General features: G+C 67.9%; 14 protein-coding genes. 8 read left to right on the top strand and 6 right to left on the bottom strand.

Going from position 1 to position 18,493, the window contains the following annotated elements; translation table 11 throughout:
* Positions 1–81: 81 nt before the first annotated feature.
* Positions 82–1,782 carry a methyl-accepting chemotaxis protein gene (locus tag ACFOPH_RS01520; protein ID WP_379733022.1) on the bottom strand — a complete coding sequence of 567 codons (1,701 nt, stop codon included), beginning with the start codon at positions 1,780–1,782 and terminating at the stop codon, positions 82–84.
* Between the two features lie 289 nt (positions 1,783–2,071).
* On the opposite strand from ACFOPH_RS01520, the gene ACFOPH_RS01515 reads away from it, so the two are divergent.
* The 6 genes from ACFOPH_RS01515 (at position 2,072) to ACFOPH_RS01490 (ending at position 7,533) form a co-directional block, all read left to right on the top strand.
* Positions 2,072–3,472, top strand: a complete 1,401-nt coding sequence (locus ACFOPH_RS01515; RefSeq protein ID WP_312552956.1) for an L-cystine transporter — start codon at positions 2,072–2,074, stop codon at positions 3,470–3,472.
* A 124-nt stretch (positions 3,473–3,596) separates the two neighbouring features.
* A complete protein-coding gene (locus ACFOPH_RS01510; protein ID WP_379733020.1) occupies positions 3,597–4,361 on the top strand; it encodes a histidine phosphatase family protein in 765 nt (254 codons plus the stop codon).
* Positions 4,362–4,381: 20 nt separating this feature from the next.
* Complete coding sequence (locus ACFOPH_RS01505; protein WP_379733018.1) at positions 4,382–5,374, top strand: NAD(P)H-hydrate dehydratase; 993 nt, start codon at positions 4,382–4,384, stop codon at positions 5,372–5,374.
* Positions 5,375–5,643: 269 nt separating this feature from the next.
* On the top strand, positions 5,644–6,105 hold the full coding sequence (locus ACFOPH_RS01500) for a hypothetical protein (protein ID WP_379733016.1): 462 nt from the start codon (positions 5,644–5,646) through the stop codon (positions 6,103–6,105).
* 413 nt (positions 6,106–6,518) lie between these two features.
* Positions 6,519–6,980 carry a hypothetical protein gene (locus ACFOPH_RS01495; RefSeq protein ID WP_379733014.1) on the top strand — a complete coding sequence of 154 codons (462 nt, stop codon included), beginning with the start codon at positions 6,519–6,521 and terminating at the stop codon, positions 6,978–6,980.
* Positions 6,981–7,044: 64 nt separating this feature from the next.
* Entirely contained in the window at positions 7,045–7,533 is a 489-nt protein-coding gene (locus ACFOPH_RS01490) for a hypothetical protein (protein WP_379733012.1), read from the top strand.
* A 200-nt stretch (positions 7,534–7,733) separates the two neighbouring features.
* On the opposite strand, the gene ACFOPH_RS01485 is transcribed toward ACFOPH_RS01490, so the two are convergent.
* The 3 genes from ACFOPH_RS01485 to ACFOPH_RS01475 all read right to left on the bottom strand — a co-directional run bounded on the left by ACFOPH_RS01485 (position 7,734) and on the right by ACFOPH_RS01475 (position 12,860).
* Positions 7,734–10,994 carry an efflux RND transporter permease subunit gene (locus ACFOPH_RS01485; protein WP_379733010.1) on the bottom strand — a complete coding sequence of 1,087 codons (3,261 nt, stop codon included), beginning with the start codon at positions 10,992–10,994 and terminating at the stop codon, positions 7,734–7,736.
* Between the two features lie 3 nt (positions 10,995–10,997).
* Complete coding sequence (locus ACFOPH_RS01480) at positions 10,998–12,185, bottom strand: efflux RND transporter periplasmic adaptor subunit (RefSeq protein ID WP_379733008.1); 1,188 nt, start codon at positions 12,183–12,185, stop codon at positions 10,998–11,000.
* Positions 12,186–12,440: 255 nt separating this feature from the next.
* Positions 12,441–12,860: a divergent PAP2 family protein gene (locus ACFOPH_RS01475; RefSeq protein WP_312552645.1), complete on the bottom strand. Its 420-nt coding sequence runs from the start codon at positions 12,858–12,860 to the stop codon at positions 12,441–12,443.
* A 212-nt stretch (positions 12,861–13,072) separates the two neighbouring features.
* Between ACFOPH_RS01475 and ACFOPH_RS01470 the strand changes: the two genes are divergently transcribed.
* The gene (locus ACFOPH_RS01470) at positions 13,073–14,131 is read left to right on the top strand and encodes a DUF475 domain-containing protein (RefSeq protein ID WP_312552643.1); all 1,059 of its coding nucleotides are present in this window, start codon (positions 13,073–13,075) and stop codon (positions 14,129–14,131) included.
* 107 nt (positions 14,132–14,238) lie between these two features.
* Entirely contained in the window at positions 14,239–14,658 is a 420-nt protein-coding gene (locus ACFOPH_RS01465) for a hypothetical protein (protein ID WP_379733005.1), read from the top strand.
* Positions 14,659–14,884: 226 nt separating this feature from the next.
* Here the strand turns inward: ACFOPH_RS01465 and ACFOPH_RS01460 are convergent, their stop codons facing one another.
* Positions 14,885–17,209, bottom strand: coding sequence for a hypothetical protein (locus ACFOPH_RS01460; RefSeq protein ID WP_379733003.1), 2,325 nt, complete (start codon positions 17,207–17,209; stop codon positions 14,885–14,887).
* Between the two features lie 216 nt (positions 17,210–17,425).
* A complete protein-coding gene (locus tag ACFOPH_RS01455; RefSeq protein WP_312551472.1) occupies positions 17,426–18,436 on the bottom strand; it encodes a serine/threonine protein kinase in 1,011 nt (336 codons plus the stop codon).
* Positions 18,437–18,493 lie beyond the last annotated feature (57 nt).

Below are 18,493 nucleotides of genomic sequence, written 5' to 3'. Positions count from 1 at the left end.
ACATATGCGCGCAGCAGGCGGGCCGCGCAAATAAAAAGGGCGGCTCGCGCCGCCCTTCCCGCTATGCCGAACGCATCCGCATCAGAACTCTTCCCAGCCGTCGCCGGCGGTCGCCGCCGTCTTGGCCGGGGCCGCCGCGGGCTTGGCAGCCGCCTTCGCCGGCACCGGGCACGCCGCCGGCTTGGCCAGTTGCGCCACAGCCGTCACCTTCGGCGCCGGGACGCTCGCGCGCTGCGGCGCCTCGGCGATGCGGAAGGCGCCGACGGTGCGCGCGAGCGTCGCCGCTTCCTGCTGCAGCGATTGCGCCGCCGCCGAGGCCTCTTCGACCAGGGCCGCGTTCTGCTGGGTGGTCTGGTCCATCTGGTTGATCGCCGCGTTGACCTGCTCGATGCCGGCGGTCTGCTCCTGGCTGGCGGCGGTGATCTCGGCCATGATGTCGGTCACGCGGCTGACGCTCTGCACGATCTCGGTCATGGTCGCGCCGGCCTGGTCGACCAGGGCCGTGCCGTGGTGCACCTTGTCGACCGAGTCGTCGATCAGGATCTTGATTTCCTTGGCCGCGGCGGCGCTGCGCTGGGCCAGGCTGCGCACTTCGCCGGCCACGACCGCGAAGCCGCGGCCCTGCTCGCCGGCGCGCGCCGCCTCGACGGCCGCGTTCAGGGCCAGGATGTTGGTCTGGAAGGCGATACCGTCGATCACCGAAATGATCTCGACGATCCTGCTGGCCGAGGCGTTGATCGCGCCCATGGTCTCGACCACCTGGGACACCACCACACCGCCCTTGCCCGCCACTTCCGAGGCCGAGCCGGCCAGCACGTTGGCCTGGCGCGCGTTGTCGGCGTTCTGCTTGACGGTCGAGGTCAGTTCTTCCATCGACGAGGCGGTCTCCTCGAGCGCGCCGGCCTGCTGCTCGGTGCGCGAGGACAGGTCGAGGTTGCCGTCGGCGATCTCGTTCGAGGCGGTGGCGATATTGTCGGTGCCGGCGCGCACGCGGGTCACGATCTCGACCAGCGAATCGTTCATGTCGCGCAGCGCGGCCATGAGGCGGCCGGTCTCGTCGTTCGAACGGACGTCGATTTTCTGCGTCAGGTCGCCCTGGGCCACGCCGCCGGCGATCTTCACCGCCGCCTGCAGCGGCAGGACGATGGCGCGCACCAGCAGCCAGCCGAGCACGGTGGCCACCACCACGCCGAACGCCAGGCCGGCGACGCACACCGCCAGCACCAGGTGGTAGGTCCGCTGGGATTCCTCGTAGTCGGCCCTGGCGGTCTTCTGCTGCATCTCGACCAGCTCGTTGATGGTGCGGTTCATCGGCTCGAACAGGCGCCACATGTCGCCGTTGACGATCTGGACGGCGCGCGCGGTGTCCTGCGCGCGGAGCGCGGCGATCGCCGGCTCCATGCCCTGCTCCAGGAAGACCTTGCGTTCGGCGCCGAAGCGCTCGGCAAGCGCCCTTTCCTGCGCCGGCATCTCGGTCTCCATGTATTTGGCCCAGCGCGCCGAAACGCGCTTGACGTTGGCTTCCACGCGGTCCATCGTCGCGCCGACGTTCTGGGCGTCCGGCTGGGTGGCCCTGACCAGGTCGAGCTGGGTCAGCGTCAGCAGGCGGCCGACGTCGTCGAGGTCGGCCAGGGCCAGCAGGCGATCGCTGTACATCTCCTCGAGCGCGCCGTTGGCCTTGTTCAGGTTGAGGATGCCGATGGCGAAACCAACGATCAGCTCGAAGACGAGAAAGGCGAGCACGGCAATCAGGCGCGTCTTGATGGTGAGGTTCTTGAACATGGTGGGGCCCGCGCGGGGCGAAACAGGTTGGTCGGCGGCGGGCAGGACCCGCCAAGGCTCCCCCGATTATAGAAAGAAGTGAATCCGTACGGAAACTTTCTGACCAATACCCTACTGGTTTCATGGGTTTCTCGTCGTCCTGGCACAACAGGCATTACCACTTCGTCATGACTCGCTCCGGCCCGCGCCACTGCGGCAAGACCAGTTTGCCTATAGAATGCTGCGACGCAATTTCTACACAATTCGGATTGCAGCCACTCATCCGGCTGATCGACAACAAGAGGCAAGCATGACCCTTCCCATCCTCCTGAACCTGGCCGTCGCCCTGGCGGTCTGCGCCCTGCTCTACCGCATGCAGGCCAGCCACCAGTCCTTCACGCGCCGCGTGTTCACCGGCCTCGGCCTGGGCGTGCTGCTCGGCGCGGCCCTGCAGGCGATCTACGGCGCCGCCTCGCCCGAAGTAAGCGGCACCAATGCCTGGCTGGATGTGGTCGGCAGCGGCTACGTGAAGCTGCTGCAGATGATCGTGATCCCGCTGATCATGGTCTCGATTGTCGGCGCCATCCTCAAACTGCGCGACGCCGCTTCGCTCGGCAAGATCAGCGCGCTCACCATCGGCATCCTGATCGCCACCACGGCGGTGGCGGCCCTGATCGGCATCGCCATGGCCAAGCTGTTCGGCCTGACGGCGGTCGGCCTGACCGCCTCGGCGGCGGAAGTGGCGCGCGGCGAATACCTGCAGGGCTCGCTCTCGACGGCGAAGGAAATTTCCCTGCCCTCGATGATCCTGTCGTTCATCCCGGCCAATCCCTTCCTCGACATGACCGGCGCGCGCAAGACCTCGACCATCGCGGTGGTGCTGTTCTCGGTGTTCGTCGGCATCGCCGCCACCGGCATCGCCGCCAAGAAGCCGGCCGAGTTCGCCTCGTTCAGCCACTTCGTGCACGTCGCCCACACCATCGTGATGCGCATGGTGACGCTGGTGCTGCGCCTGACCCCGTTCGGCGTGTTCGCCCTGATGACGAAGGTGGTGGCCGGCTCCAGCCTGCAGGACATCCTGAACCTGCTGAACTTCGTGCTGGCCTCCTATAGCGCCCTGTTCCTGATGTTCGGCGTGCACCTGCTGCTGGTCGCCCTGGCCGGCTACAACCCGCTGCGCTTCGTCAAGAAGATCATGCCGGTGCTGGTGTTTGCCTTTACTTCCAGGACCAGCGCCGGTTCGATCCCGATGAACGTGGCGACCCAGACGCGCCGGCTCGGCACGCCCGAAGGCATCGCCAACTTCTCAGCCTCGTTCGGCGCCACCATCGGCCAGAACGGCTGCGCCGGCATCTACCCGGCGATGCTGGCGGTGATGATCGCGCCCACGGTCGGCATCGACCCGTGGAGCATGGCCTTCCTGCTGCCGCTGGTGGCGATCGTCGTGTTCGGCTCGATCGGCGTGGCCGGGGTCGGCGGCGGCGCCACCTTCGCGGCCCTGATCGTGCTGTCCGCGCTCGACCTGCCGGTGGCGCTGGCGGGCCTCCTGATCTCGATCGAACCGCTGATCGACATGGGCCGCACCGCGCTGAACGTGAGCGGTTCCATCACGGCCGGCACCCTCACCTCACGCGCCCTCGGCGCCAGCAACATGGCGGTCTTCAATAGCGACGAGGAAACCAACCTGGACGGCGAAGAACAGGCCGCCTGAGCGGTTTGCCGGGCGCGTTTGCGCGCCGCCTGCACGCACATTTGTTAGCAAAAAGTATCGTGCGCTGACCCGCTGACGAATCCGTCTAAGATGACGGCATGTCAATAATCTTAGCGGACAGCTCATGGAACAGAAGTGGCCACAGGAAATCTGGCTGGTCAGGCACGGGCAAAGCGCAGGCAACGTCGCGCGTGACGCGGCCGAAGCCGCGGCCGGCCACCTGATCGACATCGCCGAGCGCGACGTCGACGTGCCCCTGTCCGAGCTCGGCATCCGCCAGTCCCAGGCCCTCGGCTCCTGGTTCGCCGCCCTGGCCCCGAACGAGCGCCCGAGCGTGGTGCTGCATTCGCCCTACGTGCGCGCCGCGGAAACCGCGAACATCCTGCTGCGCCGCCTCGAGCGCGAATCCTTGCTGGCCGTGGTCGCCGACGAGCGCCTGCGCGAAAAGGAGTTCGGCATCCTCGACCGCCTTACCACGCACGGCATCGCCCACAAGTATCCCGAGCTCTACGCCCAGCGCCAGCACGTCGGCAAGTTCTATTTCCGCCCGCCCGGCGGCGAGAGCTGGTGCGACGTCATCCTGCGCCTGCGCAGCGTGCTCGACACCATCACCCGCGAATACTGCGGCGAACGGGTCCTCATCGTCGCCCACCAGGTGATCGTCAACTGCTTCCGCTACCTGATCGAGCGCCTCGACGAGGCCAGCATCCTCGCCTTCGACCGCGCCGGCGACGTGCCGAACTGCTCGGTCACCTCCTACGCCTTCGACCCGCACGCCGGCAAGCGCGGCAAGCTGGTGGTACGCCTCGTCAACTTCGTCGCGCCCCTCGAAGCGAGCGGCACGCCGGTCACGGTGGGCAAGGACGTGCCGTCGGCGCCCAAGGCCTGAAGCCGCCACCGCCCCCAACCATGAACGCCATTCACAACGCACCCGCCATGCACGACGTCACGACCGACATGCTGCGCGCCTGGCCACTGCCGATGCCGGGCGAAGACAGCGACAAGGAAGCGCGCGGCCACGTGCTGGTGCTGGGCGGCTCGCGCGAGATGCCGGGCGCCGTCATCCTGGCCGCCACCGCCGCGCTGCGCGCCGGCGCCGGCAAGCTGACGATCGCCACCGGGGCCAGCGTGGCCCAGCTGGTGGCGCTGGCGATGCCCGAGGCGCGCGTGATCGGCCTGGCCGAGACCGAGGCCGGCGGCTTCCAGCGCGAAGCAATTGCCCGCCTCGATCCGCTGGCCGACCGCGTCAGCGCGGTGCTGATCGGCCCCGGCATGCAGGACGAGGCCGCCGCCGCCGCGCTGGTGCACGGACTGCTCGAACGCCTGCAGGGCAGCGACACCGCGGTCGTGCTCGACGCCTGCGCCATGGGCACGCTGCTGCACGCGCCGCCGGGCTGGGATCCGGACAAGTGCTACCGCTTCGAGCAGCCCGTCATCGTCACGCCGCACTGCGGCGAGATGGCGCACCTGACCGGCATCGCCAAGCCCGAGATCGTGTCCGGACCGGACGCTCGGGCGCTGGCCTCGGCCGCCGAATGGAACGCGGTGGTCGCCCTCAAGGGCGCGCGCACCGTCATCGCCTCGCCCAACGGCGAGCTGTGGCAGCACGAAGGCGGCAACGCGGGCCTGGGCGTCTCGGGCTCGGGCGACACGCTGGCCGGCATCATCACCGGCCTGGCGGCGCGCGGCGCCACGCTCGAACAAGCGGCCTGCTGGGGCGTCGCGCTGCATGCGCGCGCCGGCGAACGCCTGGCCGAGCGCATGGGCATCCTGGGTTACCTGGCGCGGGAGATCCCGAACGAAATCCCCGCCCTGCTCGAATCTGTCGCCGGCACGCAGGCCGGCGACGCAAGGACCATCCGGCTCACGCCGGGGGAAACGGTAGGACGGGAATCCGTTTGACCGGCATCAAACTCCGCTAGCGGTATCGCGGAATAAAGCAAGATGTGCACAATGCGACGAACTGGCGGTAGCAATGCCAGTCTAATTTTCTACAGTCGAATTCGTGCACCGAACGGGGCCGCGTGTTGCGTCGGTTCCCTGACTGTTTCGCCAATGGGCCCAGCGAGGTTTCATGGTGGAACTGAACTGGCGCCGTTACCCCTCCAGCGCCTCACCTGGAGACGACGGCACAAGATAGACGTGAACGAGGAGTATAAACAATGAGCGCAATGACCAAAGCACCAAAAATCCTGCTGACCGCAGCCCTCCTGGCAACCATGCTGGGCGCATGCAAGAAGAACGATACCGCCGGCACCGGCGGCGCCGGCGACACCTCGGCAACCTCGCCGAGCTCGACGTCGGGCACCAGCGGCACCACCGGCACCACGGGTGATACCGGCACCGGCGCGACCGGCACCGGCACCACGGGCACCACCGGCGACACCACCGGCACCGGCACGGGCGCCACCGGCACCACCGGCGATACCACCGGCACCGGCGCAACCGGCACTGGCACGGGCGCCACCGGCACCACCGGCGACACCACTGGCACTGGCGCCACCGGCACCACCGGCACCGGCACCAGCGGCACCTCGGGCACCACCGGCACCACCGGTTCCAGCGGCACGACCGGCAGCACCGATTCGTCGGGCACCGGCACCGGCACGTCGGGCAGCACCACCGGCCGCTAACCCGGCCTCGCTCCACCGATCAGCAGGGCCCGTCTTCGCGGGCTCTGCCGTTTCCTGGCACCACGCCGCCGCCATTCTTGCTGGCGTGTTGTGTCACAGCGTACGCTGTGCTTCTGCGGCGCCGTTTCCTCAACACCTAGCGCTACGCGCTTTCCTCCACACCGAGCGACGCATCCTCGCGTCCATTGCCGGCGCCAATGGCCTGGTATTTTCTCCAGCGCGCCACATCTACCGCATCGTAGTTGCCGCACTCCCGCAGCTCCTGCACATGCCTGCAGACGACTTCCCGCAGGCAGCAACTTGTTCCCGAACGTGGGACCGCGCACGGAACATGCATGTAATCCAATCCAAAATGACAACAAGCGCGGCACTGCTGCGACTCCCCACCCCCATATTGAACAAGGAGTAACACCATGAACCGCACAAGCAAATTGCCGAAAATCGTCCTCGCCACTGCCGTCGTCGCTGCCCTGCTGGGCGGCTGCCGCAAGGACGACGCCGCCACCGAAGCCGCGGGCACCACGCCGACGGTCGAGGGCGCCAGCACCAGCAGCAGCGCCGGCATGAGCGGCGCCGCCGGCACCACCGCCGCCGGCACCGACAACGTCACGGCCAGCCAGAACGCCGGCGTGAATCCGACCAACGGCGAAACCTCGAACGTCGGCGTGCAGGGCGACAACGAGGGTGCGGCCGGCGACAACGGCAGCACCAGCTCGAGCGGCACTGCCGGCATGGAGGGCAGCACGGGCAGCGGCACCACCGCGAGCGGTAACACCGGCACCGGCGTTGCAACCGGAACCGAAAGCGGCACCGGCACCGGGACCGGCGCCAACACGCGCGACACCGGCACCGGCACCACGACCACCGGTCATTAACAACTAGAACAGGCCGGGCCTGGCCCGGCCAGCCTCCCCTGCCAGTCAACGACAAGGAAACATCATGAAAACGACACGCACTTTCCCTACCATCGTATTGAGTACCGTCCTGCTTGCCGCCGCGCTTGCCGGCTGCAACAAGGAAGACGCTGGCCAGGGCGGCGCCGGTGACGGCGCCGAGATCACCAGCCGCACCGAAGGCGCCGGCCAGGGCAGCGCCGAGGGCACGGTCGGCGGCACCGGCAACCAGGGCAACGCCGGCACCGGCGCCGTCGAGTACAACAACAACATCACGCCGCGCACCGTCGGCGAGCACGAGCGCGGCGCGCGCGAGAACGTGCCTGGCGCCATCGGCGGCGCCAGCGGTTTCAGCGGCGGCGAAGCGGTCGGCCCGAACGGGTCCACCACCGGCGGCGCCAACCCGGGCGGCGCGCCGATGGCGCCGGCGCCGCAGGAAGGCACCAAGACCACCGGCGCCGCCGATGCCGCCGCCACGGGCACCGGTCCGGCGTCGACGCGCAAGGGCGAAGGCGACGCCGAGCGGACGCGCTGATCGGCCCTAGGATGTAGGGTGGGTTCTCGAACCCACGCTGTCCGGCGCTCCGCTACGCGCTGGCGTGTGTCGGAGACGCAGGGCGGCGGCCGTGCGAGGTGGGTTCGAGAACCCACCCTACGACAACGCACTTGCAAAAACACAAAGAGCCCGCATTGCGCGGGCTCTTTGTGTTTCGGTCTCGACGGGCCGGCCCAGGCTCAGACGCCTTCGGTGACCTTGGCAGGCGGCACCTTTGTCAGCGGCACGGTCTTGCCGGCGCCCGCACCCGGACCGCGGCCGCGGCCCGTCAGGTAGAAGGCGATGCGCATGATGATGCGGAACACGAAGCGCACCAGCACCAGGGTCAGGATCGCTTCCACGAAGGTGACCAGGAAGGCCGGCAGCACGGTCCAGCGTTCGGCGCGGCGACCGAATTTGGCCGCCATGCGCTCGCGGGAGATCTCGATGCTGTCGTAGAAGGTCGGCACCACGAGCAGGGTCAGCAGCGTCGAGGTGATGGTGCCGCCGATGATCGCCACCGCCAGCGGCTGGTAGAACTTGCCGTCCGGGCCGAGGGCCAGCGCCACCGGCAGCATGCCGGCGATCAGCGCGAAGGTCGTCATCAGGATCGGGCGCAGGCGCACGCGGCCGGCCTTCATCAGCGCTTCCTCGCGGCCGTAGCCTTCATGCTCGAGGGTGCGCGCCGCTTCCAGCAGCAGGATCGCGTTCTTCGCGACCAGGCCCATCAGCATGATGATGCCGATAAAGCTCATCAGGTTCAGGGTGCCGCCGGTGATCAGCAGCGCCACCACCACGCCGAACAGGGATAGCGGCAGCGACATCATCACGCCGATCGGCGCGGTGAAGGAACCGAACTGCATCACCAGGATCAGGTACATCAGGCCGATGCCGCCGAACAGGGCGATCGTCATTTCGCGGAACAGCTCAGCCTGGTCCTTGCCGGCGCCGCCCAGCGCCAGGCCATAACCCGGCGGGAAGTCGAAGCTCTTCGCCAGTTTCATGGCGTCGGCCGTCACTTCGCCGTTCGAACGGCCCTGGGCGTTGGCCGAGACCGTGATCACGCGCTTGCCGTTCTTGTGCACGATTTCCGACGGCCCCTTGCCCATGCTGATGCGGGCGATCTGCTCCAGCGGCACCATGGTGTTGGTGCCGGCGATCGCGATCGGCAGGCGCTCGATGTTCTCGATGTTGACGCGGTCCTCGGGATGCAGGCGCACGGCAACGTCGCGCGTCTCGCCGGTCGGGTCGACCCAGTCGCCGACCTCGATGCCGGCGAAGGCCACGCGCAGCGCGGTGGCGGCGTCGCCGACCGACACGCCCATCGAATTGGCCAGGCCGCGGTCGAGCTCGATCTGCAGCTCGTCCTTCGGATCCTGCTGCGACAAGGTCACGTCGACCGCGCCCGGCACCTGGCGCAGCTTCTCCATGTAGGCCGAGGTCAATTCCATCAGCTTGCGCGAGTCGTTGCCGGTGAACTCGATCTGCACCGGCTTGCCGCCGCCCGAGAGGTCGTCGATCACCGTGTATTCGGCACCGACCAGGCGGCCCACCTTCTGGCGCAGCTCGGCGCCGATCTCGGCGGCGCTGCGGCTGCGCGTGTTGCGCTTGCCGATCTCGACGTAGATCGAACCGCCGCTCGGACGCGCGACGATGTCGGTCGCCCGGGTTTCGGGCAGCGTGTGCGCGAGCTGGGCCGCCTGCTCCATCTTGACGCGGGCGAACTGCAGGCTCGAGGAGGCCGGGGTACGGACCTCGATCATGATCTTGTTGCCGTCGCCTTTCGGCAGGAAGCTGGTGCCGCCCAGGAACCACTGCATCGCGACCGCGGCCACGAAACTGAGCACGGCGATCACGCCCATCCAGCGGCGGTGATGCAGGGCCCAGGCAATCACGTTGCCGTAGCGGCCGGCCAGGCGGTCGAACCAGGCATTGAAGCGGACCAGCACTTTCGACAGGCCCTTCTTCGGCTCCAGGTGGTGGCCCGGCGGGTCGCCCCAGTAGGCCGACAGCATCGGGTCGAGCGTGAAGGAAATGAACAGCGACACCAGCACCGAGCAGGTCACGGTCAGGGCGAAGGGACGGAACCATTCGCCGGCCACGCCCGGCATGAAGGCGACCGGGATGAACACGGCCATGATCGAGAACGTGGTGGCGGCCACCGCCATGCCGATCTCGGCGGTGCCGACCAGGGCCGCGGTGCGGCGGTCCTTGCCCGCTTCCATGTGGCGCACGATGTTTTCGCGCACCACGATGGCGTCGTCGATCAGCACGCCGATCGCCAGCGACAACCCGAGCAGGGTCATGAAATTCAGGGTGAAGCCGCACAGCCAGACCGCGATGAAGGCGGCCAGCACCGAGGTCGGCAGCGACAGCGCGGTGATCAGGGTCGAGCGCCAGGAATTCAGGAAGGCATAGACCACGAACACGGTCAGCACGGCGCCGAAGACCAGCGACTCGATCACGTTGTTCAGGCTGCTCTGGGCTTCCTCGCCGCCGTCGCGGGTGACGCTCAGGCTGGTGCCCTTCGGCAGTTCCTGGTTGATCTGGGCGACCAGCTCGTGTACGTGCTTGGCGATCGCCACGGTCGAGGCGTCGCGGGTGCGCACGATCGAGATGCCGACGTTCGGACTGCCGCTGTGGATCGAGGCGCTGTCGATGTCGGCGAAGCCGTCCGCGATCTCGGCCACCTGGTTCAGGCGCACGATGGTCTCGCCGCTGCGCTTGACGACGATCTGCGAGAAGTCTTCCGGACGCTCGATGCGGCCGATCAGGCGGATGCCCTTCTCGTCGAGCACGCCGCGCACCTTGCCCACCGGCGCATTCGTGTTCTGGTTGCGCAGCGCATTCGTGACTTCGGTCACCGAAACGTTGTACTCGCGCAGCTTGTCAGCGCGCAACAGCACCGACAGTTCGCGCCACAGCGCGCCGTTGACGTTGACGGTGGAGACGCCGTCGATGGCGCGGAAACGGTCGGCCAGCACGTCCTCGGCCAGGCGCGAGATCGTGGCATGGCTCTGGCTGCTGGACGACAGGGCCAGTTGCATGATCGGCTGGGCCGAGGGATCGACGCGGCGCAGGATGGGCTCGCGCATCTCGAGCGGCAGCTTGTAGCGTACCGCCGAGATGGCGTTGCGCACGTCGTCCGAGGCTTCGATCAGGTTGCGCTTGAAGTCGAATTCGAGCACCAGGGTGGCGCTGCCTTCGTTGGCGTAGGCCGTGACTTCGGTCACGCCCTGCACGCTCTGCATCTGCTTTTCCAGGCGGTCGACGATCTCGCGCTCGGCTGTTTCGGGCGAGGCGCCCGGATACGGGATGCTGACCACGATCACCGGGACGTCGACGTCGGGCATCTGGTTGACGCGCAGCTTGGACAGGGCCAGTAAACCAATGCACATCATGGCCAGGATCAGCACGAGCGTGGCGACCGGCTTCCTGACGCTGAAATTGGAGAGGAACATGGCTTATTTCCCTTTGGGCTGCGCCACCAGGGGCGTGGCGGCATTCGCCGCGACACCGGCGGTGGCAATCTTCGCAGCCGCCATCTCGACCTTTTGTCCATCCTTCAGGTTCGAGCTCGGGCTGCGCAGCACGGTGTCGCCGGCGGCAAGACCGGTCTTGATCTCGAAGTTGCCGGTGCGCTGGTCGCGCATGCCGACCTGCAGGTTCACTTTCGACAGCTTGGCATCCTTGACGCGCCAGGTATAGGTGTCGTCGCCGCTGCGCACGATGGCGCTTTCCGGCAGCATCAGCGCGTCCGAGGTCTCGGCGTCGATCCGTCCTTCCGCGTACAGCCCCGCAACCCGAGGTTGTTCACCGGTCAGGCCCACCAGCACCTCGACCTGGCGCGTGATGCCGTTGGCGGAAGGGTCGATGCGCTTGACGGTGCCGGCGAACTGCTGGTTGCCGTAGCCGTTGATGTGGAACTTGACCGGCTGGCCGACCTTCACGGTGCTGATCTTGTCGGTCGAGACGCGTCCTTCGAAGCGCATGCTGTTGGGGTCGATGACCTTCACCAGTTCCTTGCCGACGGTCGCGGTGTCGCCGGCGGACACCTTGCGGTCGCTGACGATGCCGTCGAACGGGGCACGCACCGACGTGCGCGCCAGCTGCTGGCGCGCGAGCGCGGCGCGGCTCTTCGCGGCCGACAGTTCGCTCTGGGCGCTGTTGCGGCGCACTTCGGCCTCGTCGAAGGCCGCGGCCGAGGTCATGCCCGAGGCGCGCAGGGTCTTCAGGCGCTCGAGCTGGCGGTTGGCCTGGTCGAGCGCCTGGCTCGCCGCGCGCACCGCTTCGTCGGCCGACAGCAGCGAATCACGGATCGCGGTCTCGTCGAGTTTCACCAGCAGGTCGCCGCGCTTGACCGGTTCGCCGTTTTCCTTCAACACCTGCAGCACCACGGCCGAGACTTCCGCGCGCAGGTCGGCGCGGCGTTCCGGCTGGATCGAGCCCGTGATCACCGGGCCGGATGCCAGCGCATCGCTCTGCACCGTCAGCAAGTCCTCGGGCGCGACCAGCAACTGGCTGGGCTTGCCGTCGTTCTGCTTGGCCTGGGCGGTGGCATTCGAACCCGGCTTGGCCGGATCCTTGGCCTCCTTGCTGCAGGCGGCCAGGGCCGACGCGATGGCAAGGACGAGTAGAGTGTTGCGCAGCATGTTGAGTCTCTCCAATGGACGCTGATATGTATGTATTTTTCTAAAGCGGGATTTCGCCAGCGCGCAGTATCCGGGAGGCGGACGCACCAGTCAATTGACGATCCTGCGCACTGTGGTTTTCGATGGACGAACTGCGATCTGGCGCGATGAGCTGCATTTCAGGCGGACGAAACGCGGCGCATCGCGCGGACAGGCGGACACATGGCGGACAGGTCGCCGCCACGCGCTATCCTGTGGACGTGAGGAAATTTGCCCTTAAACCACGAACAGGTGATAGACCAGGAAGCCCATGCCGATGCCGGTGGCGATGCCGCCGCAGATCTCGACCAGGGTGTGGCCCATGCGTTCGCGCAAGATATGATGGCCCTTGACGTCCAGCGCCAGCCGATTGATGGCGGCGGCCTGGCGGCCGACGTGCTGGCGCAGGCTGTTGGCGTCGATCATGACGATGAAGGCCAGGGTGACGGCCACGCCGAAGGCCGGGTGCCCCATCCCCTCGCGCAGCGCGATCAGGGTCGCCATGCTGGTCACGACCGAACTGTGGTTGCTCGGGAAGCCGCCGTTGCCGACCAGGTTGAAGGCCCAGCGCCGCTGGCGCGCGCTGTTGATCAGGAATTTGATCGGACCGACGACGAGCCAGGTCAGGAATGGCGTGATGAGGTAAGTGAAGTCCATGATTTTCCAAAAAATAAATTCCGGGCGGAATTATGGCAGAAGCCACGGGCGCGGGCGACCTGCGCTGCGCCGTCTCCCCCTGGGAAACAGGTAAGATGCCTCTAAACTGTGGCATTTCAGCCAATAACCAATTACCAATTACCAATTACTAATAACCAGGAACCTGGACAAGCGCCGCGGCGATTGTCCAGGTTCCGTAAAAAGGAGTCACCATGCGTCACTTCCGGCTGTCGTTCGCGGTCACTGTCGTGCTCATGGCCCTGGCGGGCTGGTGGGGTTACGAGCATGGCGGGGTCTCGGGCATGTTGTCGGCGCTGTGGATCACCGCGGTGCTGGGCGTGCTCGAGGTATCGCTGTCGTTCGACAACGCGGTGGTGAATGCCTCGGTGCTGCGGCACTGGAACGAATTCTGGCGCAAGCTGTTCCTGACCGTCGGCATCCTGGTCGCCGTGTTCGGCATGCGCCTGCTGTTCCCGCTGGTGATCGTCTCGGTCGCCACCGGCCTGGGGCTGGTCGATGTCTGGAACATGGCGATCGAGACGCCAAAGGAATACTCGCGCCACCTGACCGAGCACCACGCCGAGGTCTCGGCCTTCGGCGGCGCCTTCCTGATGCTGGTCTTCCTGAACTTCCTGTTCGACGAGGAAAAGGAACTGCACTGGCTCGGCTGGATCGAGGAAAAGATCGGCAAGTACGGGACCGAGGGCCTGGCGGTGCTGCTCACCCTGCTCGCCGTGTTCTTCGCCATGAGCCTGATGCCGGCGGAACGCAAGCTGGCCGTCCTGATTTCCGGCGTGGTCGGGGTGCTGGTCTACATCGGCGTCAACTGGATCAGCGGCCTGCTCGAGGAAGAAGAAGCCGACCCGACGGTCGGCAAGATGATCTCGCAGGGCAGCATCGGCGGCTTCCTCTACCTGGAAGTGCTGGACGCTTCGTTCAGCTTCGACGGCGTGATCGGCGCGTTTGCGATTACCAACGACGTCGTCATCATCATGCTGGGCCTGGCGATCGGCGCGATGTTCGTGCGCTCGATGACGGTGTTCCTGGTCTACAAGGGCACGCTGCAGGAGTTCGTCTTCCTCGAGCATGGCGCGCACTATGCGATCGGCATCCTGGCCCTGATCATGTTCGCCAGCGTGCACTTCCACATTCCGGAGTGGTTCACCGGCCTGTCGGGGCTGGCCTTCATCCTGGTGTCGCTGTGGTCCTCGGTGCGCTACCGCAAGCGCATGCAGTTGGAAGAGGAGCGCGACAGCATCGGCGTGGCCTAAGCAAGGCTTAAGCCTGCCGTTTTGACAATCCGCGCGGTCATGGCAGAATGGGCGCCGCGCGGCTATCGCGCGCCTTCGTCCCTTTAACATCGACTATCAAGCACACCATGCCGACTGCCCTGCCCCGCCGCGTCCTTCCCATCCTGCTGACCGTGATCGCCGCCCTGGTCGTGGTGCTCGGTCTATATACCTGGTTCACGCTCAGCTGGTCGTATTCCGAGGGTACGCGCGCCGGCTACCTGCAGAAATTCTCGAAGAAGGGCTGGCTGTGCAAGACCTGGGAAGGCGAGATCCTGCTCTCGAGCATGCCGGGTGCGATTCCCGAGCGCTTCGCCTTTACCGTGCGCGAAGAGAACCTGGTGCAGAAGCTGCAATCCACCATGGGCCAGCGCGTCGAGATCAGCTACGAACAGCACCGCGGCGTGCCGACCTCCTGCTTCGGCGAGACCGAGTATTTCGTGACCTCGGTGAATACCGGGCTGGAGAATCCGGTGGCGCCGAGCGACGCGCCGGCCACGGCGCAGTGATACGCTCCACATATCACTGAATTCAGATTGAGACGCGGCGCGTATCAGCGCCGTTGATCGTAGGGTTGGCACTTGTGCCCACGCGGTACGACGGTTGAAATAACGAGGCCGATGATCTCGCAGCGATGCGATGAATCATCGCCTTTTTCGTTTGCACGCGTTTCGACGTGCATCCGGTGGAACCGCGTGGGTACGAGTACCCACCCTACAAAAGCGAACCCTTCGCTTATTCCCCGTTGCTGCGCCGCTGCGCCATGATCACCTCCGCCAGCCGCGCCGCGGCCTGCTGCGCCGACGGCTGCTTCTTCAGCCGTCCCAGCACTTCGCGGGTGATGTTCTCGGACGCGGCGCGCTGGCGGGCCTCGGCCTTGCGGTCGTTGATCGCATCCTCGGTCGCCGACAGCTCGGCGGCCTGCTCTTCGAGGCGCTTCGTTTCCAGTTCCAGCAGTTCGCGGCGTGCGTCGGCCATCTGCTGGGTGGTCGCGGCGGTGCGGCGCTGCATCTCGGCGTGGGCCTGGGCGTGCTCGAGCAGCGCGCGCTGGGCCTCGCGCTTTTCCAGCGCCGACTGCGCCGCCGCGGCTTCCAGCGCTTCGCGTTCGGCGGCAAGCCGCGCCGCCTCTTCCTCGGCTTCGGCGCGCTGGCGTGCGCTGTCCGCCGCGGCCTGCTCGGAGGCCAGGCGCGCCGCCGCTGCCGCATTGGCGCGCGCCTCGGCCTCGGCCTGCTGGCGCTGGGCGGCCAGCTTCTGCTCCAGCAGCGCCAGCGACTCGCGCGCCGTCTCGGCCGCCTCGCGTTCGGCCTGGGCCGCGGCATCAAGCGCCGCCAGCTTCGCCTGTTCCGCCGTCGCGCGCTCGGCCTGGGTGCGGGATAGCTCAGCGGCGGCAAGGGCTTGCGCCTGTGCCGCAGCGGCTGCGGCTTCTTCGTTTGCTGCCTGTTCAAAAGCCAGGTTCGCCGCGGCGCGCTGGGCTTCCAGGGTGGCGCGCTGCGCCGCCAATGCGCGGTTCTCGAAGTCGAGCTGGTCGCGCAGCAGTGCGGCCTGCGCCTGCTCGGCGTCGATGCGGGCCTGGGCGGTCGCGGCCAGTTCGCGCTCGGCGTCCAGCTTTTCCTGCAAAGCCGCCAGCGCCGCTTCCTCCGCCTGGACGCGCTCGCGCTCGGCCACCGCCAGGCGCTCGGCCTCTTCCTGCCGGCGCGCCGCCATGCCGGCCGCTTCGCGCTGCAGCGCCGCCTGCTCGGCCGCCATGGCCGCAGCCGCCTCTTCGGCCGCGTTCTCGGCGGCGCGCGCATCGAGCAGGGCCTGGGCCTGGGCAGCCCGTTCCTCGGCCAGCGCGCGGGCGCGCCGGTCTTCCCCGGCCTGGCGTTCGGCGGCGTCGAACGCCGCGCGCTCGGCCTGCGCGCGCTCCTGCGCATCGCGGGCGGCCTGCGCCTCGGCCTGCAGGCGGGCCTCGACCTGCTGCCCGGCTTCCTCCTCGGCGCGGGCACGCTCCAGCGCGGTTTCGCGCAGCTTGCGGTCGGCCTCGATGCGCGCCTCGGTCGCGGCGACGATGCGCGCCTCGGCCTCGCGCCGCGCCTCGGCGGTGGCGGCGGCCATCTGTTCCAGGCGTTCGCGGTGCACGGCGGCGTCGCGCAATTCCTTTTCCAGCTGCAGGCGCGTGCGCAGGGTATCGGCCGCGACCCGCTGCGAGTCGGCCTGGGCCTGGGCGATGGATTCGCGTTCGTGTTCGACGTGGGCCAGGGCCCGTGCTTCTTCCAGCGCGCGCGCCTCGGCGGCGGCGCGCGAGAAAGCCGAGGCCAGCGCGATCTGGTCGGCGCGCTCGCGCTGCAGGGCCAGTTCGAGCGCCTCGGCTTCGGCCTCGGCCAGCTTCTCGGCGGTCTGGCGCGCGGCCTTCTCGGCCCGCTCGCGCTCGCGCGCCAGCACCGCCACGCGCGCGTCGGCGCTGGCGCTGTGCAGCACCTCCTCGCGCGCCGCGTGCACGGCGGCGACGCGCTCGGCGGCCTGGCGGCGCGCTTGTTCGGTCTGGGCCAGCAATTCCTCGGCGGCGCGCGCCGCTTCCAGCGCCATCGCCGCTTCGGCTTCGATCTGTTCGGCGGCGCGGCGCCGCGCCTGGTCGGCGGCACGGGCACGCGCCTCGGTGGCGAGGCGGCTTTCGGTGTCGTGCTGGACGCGGGCGCGCAACTCGGCGGTTTCCTGGCGCATCGCTTCCAGGCGCTCGGCCGTGGCCTGGGCCGCGGCGCGCAGGGTTTCCAGGCGGTTGCGGTTGGCCTCGATCTCCTGCTCCGAGGCCTGGGCATGGTCGAGCGCGGCGGCCGCGGCGGCGGCATCCATCGCCGCGCGCTCCTCGGCCAGCGCGCGCGCATGGGCCTCGGCGGAGGCGCGGCTCTCGGCGGCGACGTTCGCTTTTGCTTCGGCCTCGACCCGCGCGATCGCTTCCTTGATCGCGGCCTGCTCGAGCTGGCCGCGATCCGGCGCGACCGCGGGCGGCACGTGCTCGGCCGCTGCCGGCGGCAGGTCGATCGTGAAGTCGGTATCGTCGTGGGAGGCTGGGTCTCGTTCCATGCTGGTTCTCGGGTTCCGGGCGGATTGCCGCGCCTGGCCATTATCCGCGATACCGCCGGAACGTGTCACGCCGAGCTGCGTGGCAAAAACGGCGCAATTCCCGGGTTCGCCGAACCTGGCTTTTCAACGACAGGTACAGCGGTCGCGCCAGCCTTCAAGCATTTGCGCGCATGCTGGTGGGCGCAAACGCGGGTTCGATGCGTCGCCAGGCCTGCCTCACGCCGGCCACAGCGGCGGCTCATCCATCAAGGCCACCTGCTCGCGCAGCTCCAGGATCCGGTCCTGCCAGTAGCGCTGGGTATTAAACCAAGGGAAGGCCGCCGGGAAGGCCGGATCGTCCCAGCGCATCGCCAGCCAGGCCGAGTAATGGATCAGGCGCAGGGTGCGCAGGGCTTCGACCAGGTACAGCTGGCGGGGGTCGAATTCGCAGAAATCCTCGTAGCCGGCCAGCACGTCGCTCATCTGGCGGATCTGTTCATGACGCTCGCCCGAGAGCAGCATCCACAGGTCCTGCACCGCCGGGCCCATGCGGCTGTCGTCGAAGTCGACGAAGTGCGGGCCGTCGTCGGTCCACAGGACGTTGCCGACGTGGCAATCGCCGTGCAGGCGCAAGAGCGGCAGTTCGCCGGCGCGCTCGTAACAGCGCGCCACGCCGGCCAGGGCCTGCTCGGCCACGCTGGCCCAGGTCGCGCGCAGCTCGCGGGGCAGGAAGTCGTGCTGGAGCAGGTAGTCGACCGGGGCGCGTCCAAACGTCTGCTGATCCAGCGCCGGGCGCACCTGGTAAGGCGCGAGCGCGCCCACCGCATGGATGCGGCCGATGAAGCGCCCGATCCACTCCAGCGTGGCGGCGTCGCCCAGTTCGGGCGCGCGCCCGCCGCGGCGCGGGAAGACCGCGAAACGGAAACCGCCGAACGCGTGCAGGGTCCGGCCCTCGATCGTCATGGCCGGCACCACCGGCACCTCGCGCTCGGCCAGCTCGGCCACGAAGGCGTGTTCCTCGAGGATGGCTTCGTTGCTCCAGCGCCCCGGACGGTAGAACTTGGCCACCACCGGCGGGCCGTCCTCGCAGCCGACCTGGTAGACCCGGTTCTCGTAGCTGTTCAGGGCCAGCAGGCGGCCGTCGCCGTAGATACCGACGCTTTGCAGGGCGTCGAGCACGTGGTCCGGATTGAGTCCGGAGAATGGGTGCGCGCCCGAAGGCGGCGCCGAAGATGACAGATGATCCATGGCGCCATTGTAAGGCGGCGCGCTTTTTTTCGTGCGCTCGCCGCCGCACGCGTTACA

The sequence above is a fragment of the Massilia haematophila genome, assembly GCF_042647645.1.
GTDB classification, from domain to species: domain Bacteria; phylum Pseudomonadota; class Gammaproteobacteria; order Burkholderiales; family Burkholderiaceae_D; genus Telluria; species Telluria haematophila.
This window is presented reverse-complemented; position numbering and strand designations above follow the sequence as displayed.